The organism is Nesterenkonia flava (assembly GCF_031432335.1).
GTDB lineage: Bacteria > Actinomycetota > Actinomycetes > Actinomycetales > Micrococcaceae > Nesterenkonia > Nesterenkonia flava.
The window spans coordinates 1-17,069 of record NZ_JAVKGT010000015.1; the positions used below are offsets into that span (position 1 = coordinate 1).

General features: G+C 67.6%; 13 protein-coding genes. 7 read left to right on the forward strand and 6 right to left on the reverse strand.

Features of this window, described 5'->3' with window-relative positions; translation table 11 throughout:
- The first annotated feature begins 519 nt into the window (after positions 1–519).
- Positions 520–2,922 (forward strand): SH3 domain-containing protein, encoded by a 2,403-nt coding sequence (locus RH857_RS13670; protein WP_374761133.1) that lies wholly within the window; start codon positions 520–522, stop codon positions 2,920–2,922.
- Positions 2,923–3,075: 153 nt separating this feature from the next.
- Here the strand turns inward: RH857_RS13670 and hisD are convergent, their stop codons facing one another.
- Positions 3,076–4,383: a histidinol dehydrogenase gene (gene hisD / locus RH857_RS07010; protein WP_310537261.1), complete on the reverse strand. Its 1,308-nt coding sequence runs from the start codon at positions 4,381–4,383 to the stop codon at positions 3,076–3,078.
- 122 nt (positions 4,384–4,505) lie between these two features.
- Between hisD and RH857_RS07015 the strand changes: the two genes are divergently transcribed.
- On the forward strand, positions 4,506–5,969 hold the full coding sequence (locus RH857_RS07015) for a mechanosensitive ion channel family protein (RefSeq protein WP_310537262.1): 1,464 nt from the start codon (positions 4,506–4,508) through the stop codon (positions 5,967–5,969).
- 211 nt (positions 5,970–6,180) lie between these two features.
- Positions 6,181–7,071 (forward strand): AMIN-like domain-containing (lipo)protein, encoded by an 891-nt coding sequence (locus tag RH857_RS07020; protein WP_310537263.1) that lies wholly within the window; start codon positions 6,181–6,183, stop codon positions 7,069–7,071.
- Here RH857_RS07020 and RH857_RS07025 read toward each other — a convergent pair.
- Positions 7,049–7,927, reverse strand: coding sequence for an SDR family NAD(P)-dependent oxidoreductase (locus RH857_RS07025; RefSeq protein ID WP_310537264.1), 879 nt, complete (start codon positions 7,925–7,927; stop codon positions 7,049–7,051). The two genes, RH857_RS07020 and RH857_RS07025, sit on opposite strands and share 23 nt — an antisense overlap.
- A 147-nt stretch (positions 7,928–8,074) precedes the next feature.
- Here RH857_RS07025 and RH857_RS07030 point away from each other — a divergent pair, with 147 nt between their 5' ends.
- Positions 8,075–8,482 carry a hypothetical protein gene (locus RH857_RS07030; protein ID WP_310537265.1) on the forward strand — a complete coding sequence of 136 codons (408 nt, stop codon included), beginning with the start codon at positions 8,075–8,077 and terminating at the stop codon, positions 8,480–8,482.
- A gap of 27 nt (positions 8,483–8,509) precedes the next feature.
- Here RH857_RS07030 and RH857_RS07035 read toward each other — a convergent pair whose 3' ends face one another.
- Positions 8,510–9,295, reverse strand: coding sequence for an MBL fold metallo-hydrolase (locus RH857_RS07035; protein ID WP_310537266.1), 786 nt, complete (start codon positions 9,293–9,295; stop codon positions 8,510–8,512).
- Positions 9,296–9,444: 149 nt separating this feature from the next.
- Between RH857_RS07035 and RH857_RS07040 the strand changes: the two genes are divergently transcribed.
- Together RH857_RS07040 and RH857_RS07045 are read left to right on the forward strand one after the other, a co-directional pair.
- The gene (locus RH857_RS07040) at positions 9,445–10,566 is read left to right on the forward strand and encodes a glutathione S-transferase family protein (RefSeq protein WP_310537267.1); all 1,122 of its coding nucleotides are present in this window, start codon (positions 9,445–9,447) and stop codon (positions 10,564–10,566) included.
- Between the two features lie 99 nt (positions 10,567–10,665).
- The gene (locus tag RH857_RS07045) at positions 10,666–11,457 is read left to right on the forward strand and encodes an SGNH/GDSL hydrolase family protein (RefSeq protein WP_310537268.1); all 792 of its coding nucleotides are present in this window, start codon (positions 10,666–10,668) and stop codon (positions 11,455–11,457) included.
- A gap of 76 nt (positions 11,458–11,533) precedes the next feature.
- On the opposite strand, the gene RH857_RS07050 is transcribed toward RH857_RS07045, so the two are convergent.
- Positions 11,534–12,787, reverse strand: coding sequence for an aspartate aminotransferase family protein (locus RH857_RS07050; RefSeq protein WP_310537269.1), 1,254 nt, complete (start codon positions 12,785–12,787; stop codon positions 11,534–11,536).
- A gap of 109 nt (positions 12,788–12,896) precedes the next feature.
- On the opposite strand from RH857_RS07050, the gene RH857_RS07055 reads away from it, so the two are divergent.
- Positions 12,897–14,369, forward strand: a complete 1,473-nt coding sequence (locus RH857_RS07055) for an NAD-dependent succinate-semialdehyde dehydrogenase (protein WP_310537270.1) — start codon at positions 12,897–12,899, stop codon at positions 14,367–14,369.
- A 193-nt stretch (positions 14,370–14,562) separates the two neighbouring features.
- Here RH857_RS07055 and hutI read toward each other — a convergent pair whose 3' ends face one another.
- Together hutI and RH857_RS07065 are read right to left on the reverse strand one after the other, a co-directional pair.
- The gene (hutI, locus tag RH857_RS07060) at positions 14,563–15,753 is read right to left on the reverse strand and encodes an imidazolonepropionase (RefSeq protein WP_310537271.1); all 1,191 of its coding nucleotides are present in this window, start codon (positions 15,751–15,753) and stop codon (positions 14,563–14,565) included.
- Positions 15,754–15,816: 63 nt separating this feature from the next.
- Complete coding sequence (locus tag RH857_RS07065; protein ID WP_310537272.1) at positions 15,817–17,052, reverse strand: formimidoylglutamate deiminase; 1,236 nt, start codon at positions 17,050–17,052, stop codon at positions 15,817–15,819.
- Between the last annotated feature and the right edge of the window lie 17 nt (positions 17,053–17,069).

Genomic DNA, 17,069 nt, shown 5'->3' on the forward strand with positions numbered 1-17,069 from the left:
GCCCCAGCACTGGGAAGCAGGCCTACTCAGCAACACATTTATGGCCTATAACCCCCAAGCAGCGCCGCGTCAGGTTGAGAGATCACGAACTCATCACGATCTGGCCTGTCGGCCTCGGATGTTCGTGTCGGAATGAAAGACTGATGCCAGAAGAGGGCAGCACAGTCTGCGATGCGGTGTCCTGCGGTAGTGGCACTGGGACGCGACTGTCCTGCCCTCTTCCTAATTCCTCACTCCAGGTCAGCCGCTCGAGCAGCGTTCAACTAAAGGTTCAACGCTGCTCTGGCCGCCGCCTTTTGCCCTGTCTAGAGTGGTGTCGACTGACGGCGCTTCCTGCTGACCGCTTCCCATCGTGAGAAGCAGGAGTGCTGCTTCCCCTCAGTTGATCATCGGCGCCTTGACACGCCGTCCACCAGCCTGCCGGGGCTCCCATCCCCGGGAAGCATCTGTGCTGGAGGGCGGTCTGACGGGCGCCACATGGAGCCGTTCACCACGGACGACTAGTGAGGAAGCAGTACTGTGCCCAAAAAGCTTTCACCAGCGGTTGCCAGCACTCTGGCGGTCGGACTGGCCCTGCCCCTGAGCGGCGCCGGGGAGGCCCCCGCCCAGGCAAGCACTCTGCCGGCGACGCCTTCGAGCGATGCCAGCGCCACCCCGCAGGCCCCGCATCTGCTGGAAGGTGTGGAGCTGAGCACCACTCAGGCTGAGCAGCAGGAGCAGCGCTACCGGGTTACCACACCGCTGAACGTCCGCAGCGGTCCCGGGATTGAGCACGGCATCATCCAAGGAATGCCCGAAGGTGAGGAGATCACTGTGACGGCAACTGACGGCGATTGGGTCCAGCACCGCCGCAACGGTGAGTTGGGCTGGTCCCACAGCGCCTATCTGGAGCCCGTTGAGACCACCGGCACATCAGCCCAGTCCCAGGAGCTCACCGCGCCCCTGCGGGTGGAAGGCGTGTGGCTGCGTGCCCGCTCCGGCCCTGGCCTGGAGCACCCCATGCTGCGTGTCCTGGATCCCGGCACCGAGATTGTGCCCACGGGCCGACAGGGCGAATGGGTCAGCTTCCTCTCCGAGGGGCGCACCCTGTGGGCGCACTCCCACCACCTCCAGCTTGTGGAGAGCGACGACGACGGCACTGCAGAGACCCCTGAAGCCGCCGACTCCGAGCAGACCTACACCGTCACTGACGTGCATCTGCGGGTCCGCAGCGGCGCGGGCACCCAGCACCCCGTGCTCGGTGTCCTGGATCCGGGTACTGAGGTGACCGTGACCGGGCACAGCGGGGACTGGGCCAGCATGACCTTTGCCGGCACCACCGGCTGGGTGCACTCGGCCTATCTGGAGGCCGTAGAGGCAGACCCCACCACCGCCACGACCACGGTGTGGCAGAACTTCCGCACAGGTCCCAGCACGGACCACGCCGTGATACGCGGCATTGCCCCGGGCCGGACCCTGGAACTGACCGGAGAGGTGCGCAGCGGCTGGCACCAGGTCAGCATCGACGGGCAGACCGGATGGATGGCCAGCGCCTACTTGAACTTCACCGGCGAGTCCGTCGCAGCTCCCGCAGCCCCGGCACCGAGCCCGTCGGTCGAGGCTCCCTCGGCGCCCGCGTCCGCCGCCGCCCCGGCTGAGCGCCAGAGTGCTCCTGCGCCGCAGCGCGCCGAGCGGAACAGCGCGGATGAGTCCCCTGCACCGCGTGCCACGCAGGACTCCGCCCCGTCCGCGCCCTCAGCGTCACCGCGTCCTGCTGCACCCACCACGAGCGGCCCGGCTCCGCGTTCGACCGCCGAGCCCACCCGGGAATCAACCCCCGCGCCTGCGCCGACCGCGACGCCGACCCCGACCCCGAGCCCCACCCCGTCCCCGAGCCCGGTTTCGGCCCCGAGCGCAGAATCTCCGGCGGAGGCACAGCCGGAACCCGCTGCCAGCCCGACGCCGTCGCCAAGCCGGTCGGCGAGCTCAACGCCGCGACCCAGCTCATCCCCGAGCCCGAGCGCCAGCCCAAGCTCGACCCCCAGCTCCACTCCGAGTCCGCGCCCGGCCTCCTCCACACCGGCCCCTTCGGCATCACCGACGCAGACTCCCAGCCAGCGCCCCAGCAGCACCCCCGCTGCTCCTGCCACGCCGACGCCGTCCACCCCAGCGCCGTCGACACCAGCTCCGAGCACACCTGCCCCGAGCACGCCGGCTCCCTCGACACCCGCGCCTTCCACCCAGACCCCGACGACGCCGGCTCCCTCGACACCCGCGCCCAGCGCTTCGCCGTCGACCACGCCGGCAGACTCTGGTCCCACCCAGCAGACCGGAAACCGCGGCCCCACCACGGGGATGCACGCCCAGAGCGCACACGGCCCCTATAGCCAGGTATGGGATCACCTGGCTCAATGCGAGTCTTCCGGCAACTGGTCGACCAACACCGGTAACGGCTACTACGGCGGCCTGCAGTTCTCCCTGTCGTCCTGGCGGGCCGTGGGTGGCTCCGGCTACCCGCACCAGGCGTCCAAGGAAGAGCAGATCAACCGTGCCTACGCGCTGTGGCAGCAGGGCGGCTGGAACCACTGGCCCTCCTGCTCGGCGTCACACAGCCTGCAAGGCAATCCTGGCGGCTACGGAGAGAGCTACTTCGCGGTGCACAGCACCGGGGCCAACGCCTCCACCATCTCTCTGCAGTCGAGCTCGTCGACCAACGCCCGGATCTCCGGCAGCGCCGATGACGACGTGCAGACGTGGCGGGCTACCTACAGCGTTCCGCTGCGGGAGGAGCCCAGCACCTCCAGCGAGAAGCTGCGCCAGGTTCCGCGCAACACCACGCTGCGGGCACTGGAGCAGCGCGGCGAATGGCTCAGGGCAGAGTACGACCACGACGGCGAAACCGTCACCGGGTGGGTCAACACCGGCTTCATCAGCCAGGCCTGACCGGCGCTGCTCAGCGGCTGACTGCTCAGCAGCCCAGAGACACAGAGGCTGTTTCCGCAGAGTCCCTCACAGGGACGGGCGGAACAGCCTCTGTGCCTTTTTCGGCAGCGTCTCTGACTCGGCGGTCGTCAGGGAGCCGCCGTGGCGATGGGACTACTGGAAGCGCGCGGTGACGGCGTCCCCGTGGGCCGGCAGGCCCTCGGCCTGGGCCAGGGTCTCCACGTAGGGCGCCACCAGCTGCAGTCCCTCGCGGCCGTAGTGGATCACCTGCTGGGAGCGCAGGAAGCTGGTCACGTTCAGGCCCGAGGAGTAGGCCGCCGCTCCGCCGGTGGGCAGCACGTGGTTGGAGCCGGCGCAGTAGTCGCCCAGGGAGACCGGCGTGTAGGAGCCGAGGAAGATCGCACCCGCGTTGTGGATGCGATCGGCAAGGGCGAGGTCGTCGCCGGTGATGATCTCCAGGTGCTCGGCCCCGTAGGCATTGGCGATCTCCACGCACGTGTCGATTGAATCCACCACGAGCACCGCAGACTGCGGGCCGCTCAGCGAGGCCTTCACTCGCTCGGCGTGCCGGGTGCGCTGAGCCTGCTCGGCGACCTGGGTCTGCACGGCCTGGGCCAGCGCCATGGAATCGGTGACCAGCACCGAGGCCGCCAGCTCGTCGTGCTCCGCCTGGGAGATGAGGTCTGCCGCCACCAGATTGGCCGGAGCGGTCTCATCGGCCAGGATCATGATCTCCGTGGGGCCCGCCTCGGCGTCGATGCCGACCACACCCTGAACCGCCCGCTTCGCGGTGGCCACAAAGATATTGCCCGGACCCGTGATCAGGGAGACGGGCGGGCACACCAGCTCACCGGCGTCGTCGCGCGCGCCGTAGGCCAGCATCGCCACCGCCTGTGCTCCGCCGGCGGCGTAGACCTCATCGACACCAAGCAGTGCTGCGGCCGCCAGAATCGTCGGATGAGGCCACCCGCCGAAGTTCTTCTGCGGCGGGGAGGTGATGGCCAGGGACTCCACACCGGCCACCTGCGCCGGTACCACGTTCATCACCACGGAGGAGGGATAGACGGCCTGGCCGCCGGGGACATAGAGTCCCACACGCTGGATGGGAACCCACCGATTGGTGATGCGGGCGTCCGGGCCGGGGGAGACCATGGAGCCGGCGGGCAGCTGCGCCGCGTGCACCTCCCGCGCCCTGGAGATCAGGGTCTCCAACGACTCCCGAATCTGGGGGTCCAGGGTCTCCAAGGCCTGCTGGAGCACCTCGGAGGGCACCCGCAGAGACCCGGGGCGGACGCCGTCGAACCTCTCGGAGAACTCCAGCACCGCCTCAGTGCCACGCTCACGCACCTCGTGCAGAATCGGCATCACCGCGTCCACGGTGGCCGTGACGCTCTGATCGGCACGGGGCAGGACTTCGGCCGCATTGACGGGGCGGCCGCGCAGGTCGACGAGGCTGAGCATTCTTCTCCTAGCAGCAGAGGCAACTGATCGGGCCCATTCTCCCCTCTCAGGCCCGCTGGCGGGAAATACCAGCAAATTTTGAGAGTAGTCCCGCTCCCGCTGGCCGTGTCATCATCGTGTGCATGCTCTTCCCCCATGGTCTTTCTGCTGCCTTCACCGCGCCCCTGTCACTGGTCTCCGCGGAGGAGGAGACACTCTATGACGAGGACGCCGCGCAGCAGAATCCAGCCGATGACATCACCAGTGAGGTCGAAGGCCACGTTCCGGAGGAGTTCGAGCAGATCGTCTCCAGCGCGGGCCCCTACATGGGCCTGCTCATCGGCGTCGGCATCTCTGCGGCCCTGGCGCTGGCGGTGACCTTTGCCGCCTCCACCATCCTGAAGCAAATCTTCCGGCGGGCCGCCGAGGTCAAGCGAGCGGTCAATCGCACGCGCCTGCCGATGTTTCTCATCCTCCTGTTCGCCGGTTCGGCGTTGAGCGTCAACTACGCGGCAGATCCCGACCTGTGGTGGCGCTCGCCGCTGTACGTGGGTCTGCTGATCGCCGTCATCGTCTGCGTAGCCTGGTGGGCGCTGCGCGTGGTGAAAATCGTGGAGGCCATCATCCTCTCCAAGTACATCGGAGAGGGGGAGCCAGATATCGAGGACCGCCGCGGGCGGCGCGTGCAGACCCAGGTCAACCTCATCGGACGCATCCTGGCCGCCGTCATCATCACCCTGGCCGTCGCGGCGGTCCTGCTGCTCAACGAGGACGTTCGGGGCCTGGGCGCCGGTCTGCTCGCCTCCGCTGGCGTGGTCTCCGTGGTGGCCGGTCTGGCAATGCAGTCCACACTTGCCAACGTGATCGCCGGCATCCAGCTGGCTTTCACCGACTCCATCCGAGTCGGCGACGTGGTGGTGATTGAGGATAACTTCGGGACCGTGGAAGAGATCACGCTCTCTGCCGTGGTGCTGAAGTCCTGGGACGGCCGCCGGTTTATCTACCCCAGCGCGCACTTTGTGGCGACCCCCTTTGAGAACTGGACCCGTGTGGGCACCGAGCTGCTGGGCACCGTAGAGCTCGACGTCGACTGGCGGGTGCCCATGGATGCGCTGCGCGGGCGACTGAAGCGACTGCTGGAGTCCAGCGACCTCTGGGACGGGGATACCTACAGCCTGCAGGTGACCGACGCCGTCGATGGGCACGTCAAAGCCCGCGTGGTGGTCTCCGCACGCAACTCCGGAGAGCTCTGGGACCTGCGATGCCTAATCCGCGAGGACCTGGTGAACTACCTGCGGGCCGAGCATCCCTATGCGGTCATGACCCAGCGCATGCTCATCACCAACGAAGACGCCCTGGGCGGGAAGCCCGAGTCGGTGGCCACCGGCCAGTTCGGCGCGGTGGACGCCGAGACCGGCACCGCCGAATATCCCGTCACCGACTCCGCCGAGGATGCATCCCTGTTCACCGGGTCGATCGCCGCAGTGGAGCGCAACCGCGACTTCGCCGGCCCCGGAGAGGAGGCCTACCGGGAACGCCGCGAGCGGCAGGAGGAGAACGAGGGAGCCCAGACCGCCGAGCTGCGGGAGGAGGACCGCAAACACTAAAACGTCGCCGTCGTCGCGCCCCCAGAATGCCCCGGGCGGGGAGGTGCCTCACCTTCAGGAGATAACAACTCGCCAACAGTTCGGCCCAGAAGGGTCTCTGAGCGGGACTTCACCCGGTGGATGCCACTACCGTGGGGGAGGCCCAAAAGTGACCCAGACACCGTCAGACTGCCCAACCCAGACACTGACCACACAGCCCCAGGTGATGCTCATGGACTCGCAGAGATCGGATGCCCGCAGTGCGCGCGGCCGCCGCGCAGTCTCGTGGCGCACCCTTGCGCGGACCTCCCCCGCGCTGGCGGCGCTGCTGCTGGTGCTCTCCTGCGGTCAGCACTCCCCGGATGAGCCAGAGGCTCCGGACGGGGCCCCAGAGGCGAGCACCGTCGAAGACGCGCCCGCCACCGGTGAGGCCGAATCCCGCAGCACCGCAGCGGATACGCCGCCTCCGCCGGATGAGTCGGGCCCGGAGGATTCCTCGGCCGCTCAGGGCGCAGAATCGCCCACTGAAGAGGAGACGGAGCCCCCGTCTGCGGACGCTATGACGCAGAGCTCCCAGGAGGAAGCCGCCGAGGGCGAGGAGACCGAGGGTGCGCCTGAGGAGCAGAGCGCACAGACCCCGGAGCCTCTGGATGCCAGCGAGTTCGGTCTCGAGGCCCAGCAGTCTGACGGATTTCCCGAACCGCTGAGCCCTGTGCCCGACGACGCCGAGCTCCTCCTGCAGGACGTGCGGGTGGGACTCCACGAGGGCTATGACCGGATCGTGTTCGACCACGCCGGCGAAGGCGCCCCGGGGTGGTACGCAGAATACGTCGAGGAGGCCGTGGAACCAGGTTCCGGCTTCCCCCTGGACGTCGACGGCGGAGCCATTCTCTACCTCGGAGCGGTGGGGCTTGCCCCCGGCAACGCCGGGGCCGAACAGGGGCACCTCGAGCTGGAGGCCCTGCATGACGATCAGGGCACCGTCTTCACCGATGTCCGGACCACCTTTGTCCACCACGGAGCGGCCAGCTACTACATCGGACTCGATGAGGCCCGAGAATTCCGAGTGAGCGTCTGGGAGGCCGAGGACGGCACCCGGCTCATCGTGGACGTGCTGCGCTGACCGTTCCGGTATCAGTGCGTTCGGTCTCTTCAGAGTTCTCCGAGCCGTCCTCAGCAATGGTCAGTTCGCCGGGCTGATCACCCTGTCCAGGGACGCCCATCCCGCGATCAACCGCCCAGTGCACCACCGAGTCGGGGATGAACTTCAGTGAGGCGGTGAGCGCCTGATACGTGCGGGAGGGGACGCTCACTGCCGCGCCCTGAGCGTTGGCGGTGAGCCCCTGGCGCACCACGTCCTCCGGGTCCAGCCACATCCAGCGTTTGGCACCGGAGACCCGAATGCCTGAGCGCGAGTGGAACTCGGTGCGGACCAGACCAGGACAGAGGGCGGTGACTGTGACGCCGTCGGACTTCAGCTGCTGGTGCAGGGCTTTGGAGAACGTGATCACCCAGGACTTGGCCGCTGAGTAGGTGCCCGTGGGCGTGTATCCGGCGACCGACGCCACGTTGATGATGCGACCAGCACGACGGCGCACCATAGACCGTGCCGCGGTGTGGGTCAGCTCCATGGTGGTCTGCACGTGCAGGCGCAGCAGGGTCCGCTCGTCCTCGAGCTCCGAGTCCAGGAAGTCTGTGGCCAACCCGTGGCCGGCGTTATTGACCAGCAGATGCACCGGATGGGTGTCATCGGCAAGGCGCTCCTGCACCGCCCCCACACCGTCATCGGTGCTGAGGTCCGCCACGATCACCTCGGTGCGGATTCCGTACTGGGAGGACAGCGACTCGGCCTGGGCCTGCAGCCTCTCCTCGGTGCGTGCGGCCAGCACCAGGTCATAGCCCTGTGCGGCGAGCTGACGGGCGAACGCGGCGCCCAGTCCTGCAGTGGAACCTGTGACAACAGCAGTGTGTGAGCCCATAGACATATCCTAGAGTTCCCGAGCGCGGTTCCGGCGCGGATTTGTTCAGCCCACGCCCAGTGAGACGTGGCACACACTGCGGACCGAGGAGGACGGCGCCGGCGCAGGAGGAGGTTTCCGCATCAGCGGGTGATGAAGGAGAGAGCAATGCGGTGGAGCAGACGCAGCGACTGGGGTCCGGCGCGGCTAGGTGCCGACGAGTGGGCGCCTCTGCAGGCGCAGATCTCCGCGGCCGATCTCGATGCAGTGGAGGAGACCCTCGAAGAGCTGACCGGGTTCATGGACCCCTTCCGCGAAGACGTGGCAGGTGCGCCCATGGTGGGAGTGACCGACGGGCAGCTGGCCGTGGTCTCTGAACGCACTCAGGACACCTGGGGCCGCCCAGTACTGGAGGTGACTTTGTACGCCGGCGGGCCGGTGGGACACAGCAGCCCCGACGCGTTCGAGCGGCTCGCCTCTGCCGCCTCAGCGCTGGTGGATCACCTGCAGGCTGAAGGTGTGGCCGTTGACGGTATCCGCTGGCAGGAGAAGCCCTATATCAAACGGCCCTTCTGAGACCGTCCTCCGCCGTGCTGATGCGCCTTAAAGCTCGCCCAGGCTGCGCAGATGCTCCAGCTGGGCCGCGGCGATCTGGTGGGTGATGTGCGGATGGATGGGGGAGCGCCCGGCATACATCAGCTCTGCCAGTTGCTCCGGACTCAGGTCCTGGCCGTGTTCGGCCACCAGCTCCCGGACCCGGTCCAGGCGGCTGTGCCGGTGTTCCAGATACCGCTGCACCACCGGTCCCAGCTGCTCGTGGGCGGGTCCGTGGGCCGGCAGCATGCGTGCCTGGGCGTAGTCCATCAGACGCTCCAGGGTCTGCAGATACTCCGTCAGCGTTCCGTCGGGGAAGTCGACCATGGTGGTCCCGCGGCCCAGGACTGTGTCTCCGGTGAGCAGCGCGTTCTCCTCGGGAATCCACAGGCACACCGAGTCCCCGGTGTGCCCCGGGGTGTGGAGCACCTCGATGCTCAGCCCACCGGCCAGGATCTTTTCACCCTCGGCCAGGGGCAGCACGATCCCCTGTCCGCCAGCCACGCACTGATCCGGATCGAATCCACGCACCGGGGCACCGGTGCGAGCACTGAGCGCCTTGGCCGCCCCGGTGTGGTCTCCATGCCGATGGGTCACCAGAATCTCCGCCACCGACCGGTCTCCCACAGACTCCAGCACCGCGTGCAGGTGCTCCTTATGCCCGTCTGGCCCCGGGTCGACGACGACGACCTCAGCCTGATCCGGGCGCCCCAGAAGATAGGTGTTGGTGCCTTCTAGTGTCATGGGGGAGGGGTTGTCGCAGGTCAGAACCTGAATCGCCGTCGTCGTGCTCACCGTCAGCCCTGTCCTCTCGTGCTTAAAGGGCCAGTCCCGGCCCGCTTGTCCTCTACCGTACCGATAGCCTCGAAGTATCCCGGCGCTCCGAGGCGGGATGACGGCAGCCGTCCAGTCACTTTTCAGGCGGACCCCGATACGCTGGGGGTATGGGAGAACCGCAGAAGACCGCTGAGACCGAGTACTCCACCAAGGGCGCCTACGTCACAGGTGAGGAGTTCACCCGCGACACCAACTACATCGAGGACCGTGTGGTCGCCGACGTCGACGCCGTCACCGCAGCTCCGCGCGAAGAGTCCTCCTCGATCGGTGATCCCCGGGCGCGGGGGCTGACCGAGAACGCCGAAGCCTGGCCTGTGGAGCCGGGGCGCTACCGGCTGGTGGCCGCGAGGGCCTGCCCTTGGGCGCACCGCTCGATCATCATTCGGCGGCTGCTCGGTCTGGAGGAGGCCATCTCCCTGGCGACTCCGGGCCCCGTGCACGATGCCCGCTCCTGGACCTTCGACCTCACCGACGACGGGCGGGACCCGGTGCTGGGCACCGAGCGGCTGCAGGAGAACTACTTTGCCCGCTTCCCTGATTACCCGCGCGGCATCACGGTGCCGGCGCTGGTGGATGTGCCTTCCGGCGGGGTGGTCACCAACAACTACCCGCAGCTGACCCTGGACCTCTCCACGCAGTGGAAGGAGCACCACCGTCAGGGGGCGCCCGACCTGCTGCCCGAGGACCTCGTCGATGACATGCTGCCGGTGATCAAACGGATCTTCACCGAGGTCAACAACGGGGTCTACCGTGCGGGCTTCGCCGGATCGCAGAAGGCCTATGAGGAGGCCTATGACCGGCTGTTCACCGCTCTGGACTGGCTGGAGGAGCGGCTGGCGGACCGTCGGTACCTGATGGGAGACACCATCACCGAGGCCGATGTCCGGCTGTTCACGACGCTCGTCCGTTTCGACGCTGTGTACCACGGGCACTTCAAGTGCAACCGCAATAAGCTCACCGAGATGCCGAACCTGTGGGGCTATGCACGGGACCTGTTCCAGACCCCCGGGTTTGGTGACACCGTGGACTTTGATCAGATCAAGGCGCACTACTACGTGGTGCACGAGGACATCAATCCCACCCAGGTGGTGCCGGTGGGCCCCGATCTGCAGAACTGGCTCAGTGACCACGGTCGTGAGAAGCTCGGCGGCTCACCGTTCGGCGAAGGCACCGCGCCGGGGCCGGTGGCTCCCGAGGAGCGGCCCCCGGGGGCGAATCCGCTCTACTGAGTTCTCCCTGCGCCGGGCGCCTGTGCCCGCCTCTCCACGAGGTGGGCCGGCGTCGGGAACTTTTGCCTGCCCCAATACCGCCGGGGGTAGGGTGGTGATATGTCCGCACATGATGAGCTCCACGGTCCTTTCGAGAAGCGCTATGTCGCCCTTGGTGACTCATTCACCGAAGGGGTCGGGGACATCGACCCCTCCAGCCCCAATGGCGTGCGCGGCTGGGCAGACCGGGTGGCCGGTCAGCTGATCTCCAATGAGCCTGGATGGGGTTATGCGAATCTGGCCATCCGCGGCAAGAAGCTCCAGCAGGTGCTCGATGAGCAGCTCGACGCAGCCCTAGCGCTGAAGCCGACGCTGGTCACTCTGTATGCGGGTGGCAATGACATTCTGCGTCCGGTGGTCAACATCGACGGACTCATGGAGCGCTACCGCCACGCGGTGGAGAAGCTCGCCGGAACCGGGGCTCGCGTGCTGCTCTTCACGGGGTTCGACTCCGGCAAGGCCCCGATGTTCCGCGTGACCCGGGGCCGTACCGCCATCTACAACGAGCACGTGCGCAAGATCGCCGATGACTTTGGGGCGGACCTGGTGGATTTCTGGCACATGCGGCAGTTCCAGGACTGGCGTTACTGGGACGTCGACCGCATGCATCTGGGCATTGAGGGACATATCCAGATGGCTAAGGAAGTGCTGGCGGTGCTCGGCCAGAAGGACGAGATCGATCCGCCGGAGCTGGAGGAGCCCCAGGTCTCCTCGCTTCCCGAGCGTCTTCTGGGCGAGGTGACCTGGACCCGTGATCATCTGTACCCGTGGGTGAAGCGCCGGGTGACCCGGACCTCCTCCGGAGATGACCTCGCTCCCAAGTACCCCAAGCTGACCAGCCGCATCTGGTGAACCCCGCAGGCGCGCGGGGCGTGAGTCCGGCGTTTCGGCGCGTGTGGCACTAGCCCCATTCTTCGGCCGAGAGGCGCTAACCCAGCACTGCCGCCACGGCCTCCCTCCAGATGCCCACCGCGTCACTGATCTGGTCTTCGGTGACCACCAGTGCGGGAATGAACCGCACGACCTCCCCCCATGCGCCGCATGTGAGCAGCAGGAGTCCCCGGCGGGCCGCCTCTTGCTGCACGGCAGAGGCTGTGGCGCCGTCAGGCGTGCCGTTCTCATCCCGGAACTCGTTGCCGACCATGAGTCCCAGGCCGCGCACATCAGTGATCTGCGGGTACTGTGCCGCCACCTCGCGCAGTCCGCTCCGCAGCTGCTCCCCCCGCCGCTGGGAGTTCTCGACGAGTTGCTCATCCCTGATGACTCCCAGGGTGGCTACGGCTGCGGCGCACGCCACGGCGTTGGCGCCATAGGTGCCGCCCTGCGAGCCCGGCCAGGCCTTCGCCATGAGCTCCGAGGACGCGGCAATGCCCGAGATGGGGAAACCGGAGGCGATTCCTTTGGCGAACATCATGACGTCGGGCGTCACCCCGAAATGCTCCTGGCCCCAAAAGCGCCCCGTCCTGCCGAATCCTGTCTGAACCTCATCGATGATCAGCAGAATCCCGTGCCGTGCGGCGCGTTCGCGCAGTCCTTCAAAGAACCGTGCGGTGCCGGGGATGTAGCCTCCCTCACCGAGCACGGGCTCGACGAGGAATGCGGCCGTATCCGCCGGGTTGGACTGGGTCTGCAGCACGTAGTTCAGCTCAGAGAGGGCAAAGTCGGTGGCCTGCTCCTCGCTCCAGCCGTAGTGCGGAGCATTGGGGAAGGGGGAGACCACCACCCCGCTCATCAGCGGGCTGAACCCGGCCCGGAATTTAGTGCCGGAGGTGGTCATGGAGGCTGCGGCCACTGTGCGGCCGTGGAAGCCGCCCTGGAAGACCACGATATTGGGCCGGCCCGTGGCCTGACGGGCCAGACGAAGGGCTGCCTCGGCCGCCTCCGAACCCGAATTGGAGAAGAACAGGGAGTTCAGACCCGTGGGCAGCGCGGAGGTGAGTTCCTGAATCAGCTCCTGCAGGGGCTGGTGCATCACCGTGGTGTATTGACCGTGGATCAGGCGCCCCACCTGGGCCTGGGCCGCCTCCACCACTTTGGGGTGGCAGTGTCCGGTGGAGGTGACGCCGATGCCGGCGGTGAAGTCGAGGTGACGGGTGCCGGCGTCGTCGTAGAGGTAGATGCCCTCCCCGTGGGTAGCGACAACTGGGGTGGCCTGCTTCAGAATGGGAGACAGCTGAGCCATGAACGTCCTCACGTTGGATTGTTGACAATCTACGGTCTGGACTAGGCTACAAGCTGAGAACCCGGCCGTCACCTCTTCATGCACAACCCCCGAGCGCAGGAGACCCACGATGACTATCCCCGCCAGTCGCGAAGCTGACCTGATTGCGGCAGTGCCCAAGCAGCTTTTCATCAACGGACAGTGGCGCGACGCCCGGGGTGGGCGCACGCTCGACGTCGTCGATCCCTCCACCGGCAGCGTGCTCACCCAGGTGGCTGATGCCGGAATCGACGACGGATGGGATGCCCTGCGCGCCGCTGAGGCGGCTCAGCCCGGGTTCGCCGCGGTGCCCCCCAGGGAGCGGGCGAACATGCTGATGCGTGCCTTCGATCTGATGCACGAGCGCAAGGATGACCTGGCCCTGCTGATGACGCTGGAGATGGGCAAGCCCCTGGCGGAAGCCTATGGTGAGGTCAACTATGCCGCGGAGTTCTTCCGGCACTTTGCCGAGGAAGCCACCCGCATCCGCGGCAACTACCAGACCGCCCCCACAGGCAACGCCCGGTTCCTGATCGCCAAGCAGCCGGTGGGCCCCTCGCTGCTCATCACCCCGTGGAACTTTCCCCTGGCCATGGGGACGCGCAAGATCGGACCGGCGCTGGCTGCCGGCTGCACCAGCGTGCTCAAGCCTGCGGAACTGACCCCGCTGTCGATGCTCGCCCTGGCGGACATTCTGCGCGAGGCGGGAGTGCCGGACGGAGTGGTCAACATCGTGGTGACCTCCACTGCCGGGGACGTGATGGAGCCGCTCATCCGCTCCGGCATCGCGAGGAAGCTGTCCTTCACGGGGTCCACCGCGGTAGGCAAGAAGCTGCTGGAGCAGTGCGCCGAGCACGTCATGCGCACCTCCATGGAGCTAGGCGGCAATGCGGCACTGGTCGTGTTCGAGGATGCCGACCTGGATAAAGCCGTGGACGGTGCCCTGATGGCGAAGATGCGCAATTCCGGGGAGGCCTGCACCGCGGCGAACCGGATCTTTGTGCAGCGGTCGGTGGCCGAGGAGTTCTCACGCCGTCTGGCCCAGAAGATGGGGGAGTACCGGGTCGGCCGCGGCGTGGAGGAAGGCGTGCAGGTGGGCCCCCTGATCAACGCCACACAGCGCGAGAAGGTCCAGGAGCTGGTCGACGACGCCGTCCGCTCCGGTGCCACAGTGCTGCTGGGCGGGGAGCCCGCCGCCGGTGAGGGCTACTTCTATCCGCCGACTGTCCTGACCGATATCCCGGAGCAGGCCCGGCTGCGCCGCGAAGAGATCTTCGGCCCCGTGGCGCCGGTGACGCCTTTCGACACCGAAGAGGAAGCGATCACCGCGGTCAACGACACCGAGTACGGGCTCACCAACTACGTGTTCACCCAGGACCTGAACCGTGCGCTGCGCGTGGCCGAAGCGGTGGAGTCCGGCATGGTGGGCATCAACCAGGGTGTGGTCTCGAACCCGGCCGCTCCCTTCGGCGGCATCAAGGCCTCAGGCCTGGGTCGCGAGGGAGGCGAGACCGGGATCGAGGAGTTCCTGGAGACCAAATACATCGGGATCGCCCTGGAGTAGGGCTGGCCCTGCCAGAGCCTCGTTCGGTGATGGATTTGGACGGTATTTCCCGCCCCTAGTGGGCCAAACTGGTGTCAGAATCCATCACCGAACGCGGGTGGGACTCAGGCTGGACGGAAGCGGCTCAGGCTGGACGCAGGTGGGGGGCTGAGGCCGAACGCGGGTGGGACTCAGGCCAGACGCAGGTGGGGGCTCAGATCACCTGGCGACCAGCACGCCAGACGGCGTGGGTCATCGGCATGCCCGGTCGGTAGGCCAGGTGGATCGCCGCCGGTGCCGCGAGCACGTGCAGATCAGCACGCTTGCCCACCTCCACCGAGCCCACCTCGTGCTGTACCCGCAGGGCCAACGCGCCGCCCATGGTGGCTGCCCTGACCGCCTCATCCAGGGTGAGGCGCATCTGCAACACCGCGGTGCCTACGCAGAAGTTCATGGAGGTCGTGTAGCTCGTTCCCGGATTGCAGTTCGACGCCAGGGCGATCTGCACACCCGCGTCAAGCAGCCGGCGCCCCGGTGCCAACGGCTCCCGCGTGGAGAGGTCGCAGGCCGGCAGGCAGGTAGCCACCGTGCCGGGTTTTCCCTCGGGTGACGAGTCGTCCCACCCCGACCACGTGCTGGCGAGCGCCTCGACGTCGTCGTCGTGAAGATAGTTCACATGGTCCACACTGGCCGCCCCCAGCTCCACGGCCAGGCGGACCCCGGGGCCTTCGCCCAGCTGATTGCCGTGGACCCGCAGGCCCAGGCCAGCATCCCGGCAGGCCTGCAGCACCTGGCGCGACTGTTCCTCGGTGAACGCTCCGCGCTCGCAGAAGACGTCGGCCCACTGTACGTAAGGCAGGGCGGCCTCGAGCATAGGACCGCAGACCAGATCGGTGTACTCCTGCGGGTCGGCGCCCCGCGGCACCAAATGCGCGCCCAGAAAGGTCACCGCATCCACTTCGGATGCGGCGATCCGCGCGTGCCGGGCCTCCTGGGCGACGTCGAGCCCGTAGCCGGTCTTGGTCTCCAGGTAGGTGGTGCCCCCGGCCACCGCATCGGCCACACGGGAGCGCAGCAGGGCGGCAAGTTCTTCATCGGTGGCCTCGCGCGTCGCCCGGGTGGTCACGTTGATGCCTCCGGCGGCGTAGGACTCCCCGGCCATGCGGGCCTCAAACTCCGCGCTGCGATCCCCGGCGAACACCATATGCGTGTGCGAATCCACCCACCCGGGCAGCACGGCTCGCCCGCCGGCGTCAGTCTGCGCGTCCGCCGCTGGGGCCTGCGAGGTCGGCCCCACCCAGGCGATCCGGTCACCTTCGACGACGACGGCGGCATCCTTTAGGACTCTGCGCTCAGGGTCCTGGGTGGTGAGCTCCCCGATGTTGGTGATCAGCGTGGATGTCACGGTTTCTCCTCCAGCGGTCGTCGTCGTGCGGACGTGATGGGTTACAAGGGTCAGAGGCGCTTTTCACAGGCGGTGGCGCGCGAGGAAGCGGCGGTAGAGCTCGGCGGGATCTCCCAGCCGCGTATGGCGACCCTTCCGTGCGACTTCGGCGCCGTTGATCACCACCGCCTCAACATCCTGGGCGGTCGCGCTCAGGGGCAGCTGGTCGGGGCGGCTTCCGGCGGTGCGCATCGATGAGGTGCTGACCAGCAGGTAGTCCTCATTCGGCGGCAGGCCCAGGCTGCGCAGTCCGCCGTCCCGGGCGGCCGCGCTGATCTCGGCGGGGCTGAACCTGCCGCGGGTGCCGCTGCGCAGGCGCTCGCCGTGCTCCAGGGCCCGCATCTCCAGATAGGGGTCGACGACGGCGTGCTGGTCGGTGCCCAGCGAGATCGTGGCGCCGGCATCAGCGAGTTCCCGAGCCGGACCGATCCCGTCGGCCAGATCCGCCTCCGTGGTCGGGCACATGACAATCGTGGTGCCGGATGACCCCAGCAGCTCAATATCGGTCTGCGACAGGTGCGTGGCGTGCACCGCGGAGAGCTGAGGCCCCAGCAGGCCGTGCCGATGCAGCACCTCGGTGGGGGAGGCTCCGTAGGCCGCCTGCACGGCGCTGTTCTCCGCCGGCTGCTCGGACAGGTGCACGTGCAGGGGCGTATCAGGGTGGGTGCTCGACCACTCCGCCAGCAGGGTGAGTTCGCTCTCCGGTACGGCGCGCAGCGAGTGCAGCGCCGCGCCCAGGGAGACGAGTCCGGTGCCGTGATCCTCGTCGGCAAGTGCGGTAGCCAGGGACTCCCACCGCTGGATCCACGCCTCGGCGCTACCGTCGCTGAAACGACGCTGCGTCTGGTTCAGGGGGAGAGGGCGTCCCTGCTGATCCAGACCGCCGCTGAGGTAGCACGTGTCCAGAAGCGTCAGCCGGATGCGCGCGGTCAGCGCTGCCCTGGCCAGCGCCCGTTCCATCTGGTGATCAGGGTAGGGCCGGCCGTCGGGCCGGTGATGCAGGTAGTGGAACTCTCCCACCGCGCTGAAGCCGGAGACCACCATCTCGGCGAAGACCGCCGTGGCCAGCTCCTCGTAGCCTTCCGGTGTCAGCGTCGCCGCAGCCTCGTACATCTGCTCCCGCCAGACCCAGAAGTCACCGGCGCCGGCGGCCCCGGCAGGCGCGGCGTGCGTCCGGCCCCGCAGGATCCTGTGGAACGCGTGGGAGTGCGCGTTGACGGGGGCCGCCACTCGGATCTGCTCAGCTGGGATCTCTTCCATGGATGCTCCTTCGCGCA

Bases quoted from the DNA above. Each gene is read 5' to 3' on its own strand.
- hisD (WP_310537261.1), bottom strand. From the start codon at position 4,383: ATGCTCAGCCTCGTCGACCTGCGCGGCCGCCCCGTCAATGCGGCCGAA.
- RH857_RS07015 (WP_310537262.1), top strand. From the start codon at position 4,506: ATGCTCTTCCCCCATGGTCTTTCTGCTGCCTTCACCGCGCCCCTGTCA.
- RH857_RS07020 (WP_310537263.1), top strand. From the start codon at position 6,181: ATGGACTCGCAGAGATCGGATGCCCGCAGTGCGCGCGGCCGCCGCGCA.
- RH857_RS07025 (WP_310537264.1), bottom strand. From the start codon at position 7,927: ATGGGCTCACACACTGCTGTTGTCACAGGTTCCACTGCAGGACTGGGC.
- RH857_RS07030 (WP_310537265.1), top strand. From the start codon at position 8,075: ATGCGGTGGAGCAGACGCAGCGACTGGGGTCCGGCGCGGCTAGGTGCC.
- RH857_RS07040 (WP_310537267.1), top strand. From the start codon at position 9,445: ATGGGAGAACCGCAGAAGACCGCTGAGACCGAGTACTCCACCAAGGGC.
- RH857_RS07045 (WP_310537268.1), top strand. From the start codon at position 10,666: ATGTCCGCACATGATGAGCTCCACGGTCCTTTCGAGAAGCGCTATGTC.
- RH857_RS07050 (WP_310537269.1), bottom strand. From the start codon at position 12,787: ATGGCTCAGCTGTCTCCCATTCTGAAGCAGGCCACCCCAGTTGTCGCT.
- RH857_RS07055 (WP_310537270.1), top strand. From the start codon at position 12,897: ATGACTATCCCCGCCAGTCGCGAAGCTGACCTGATTGCGGCAGTGCCC.
- RH857_RS07065 (WP_310537272.1), bottom strand. From the start codon at position 17,052: ATGGAAGAGATCCCAGCTGAGCAGATCCGAGTGGCGGCCCCCGTCAAC.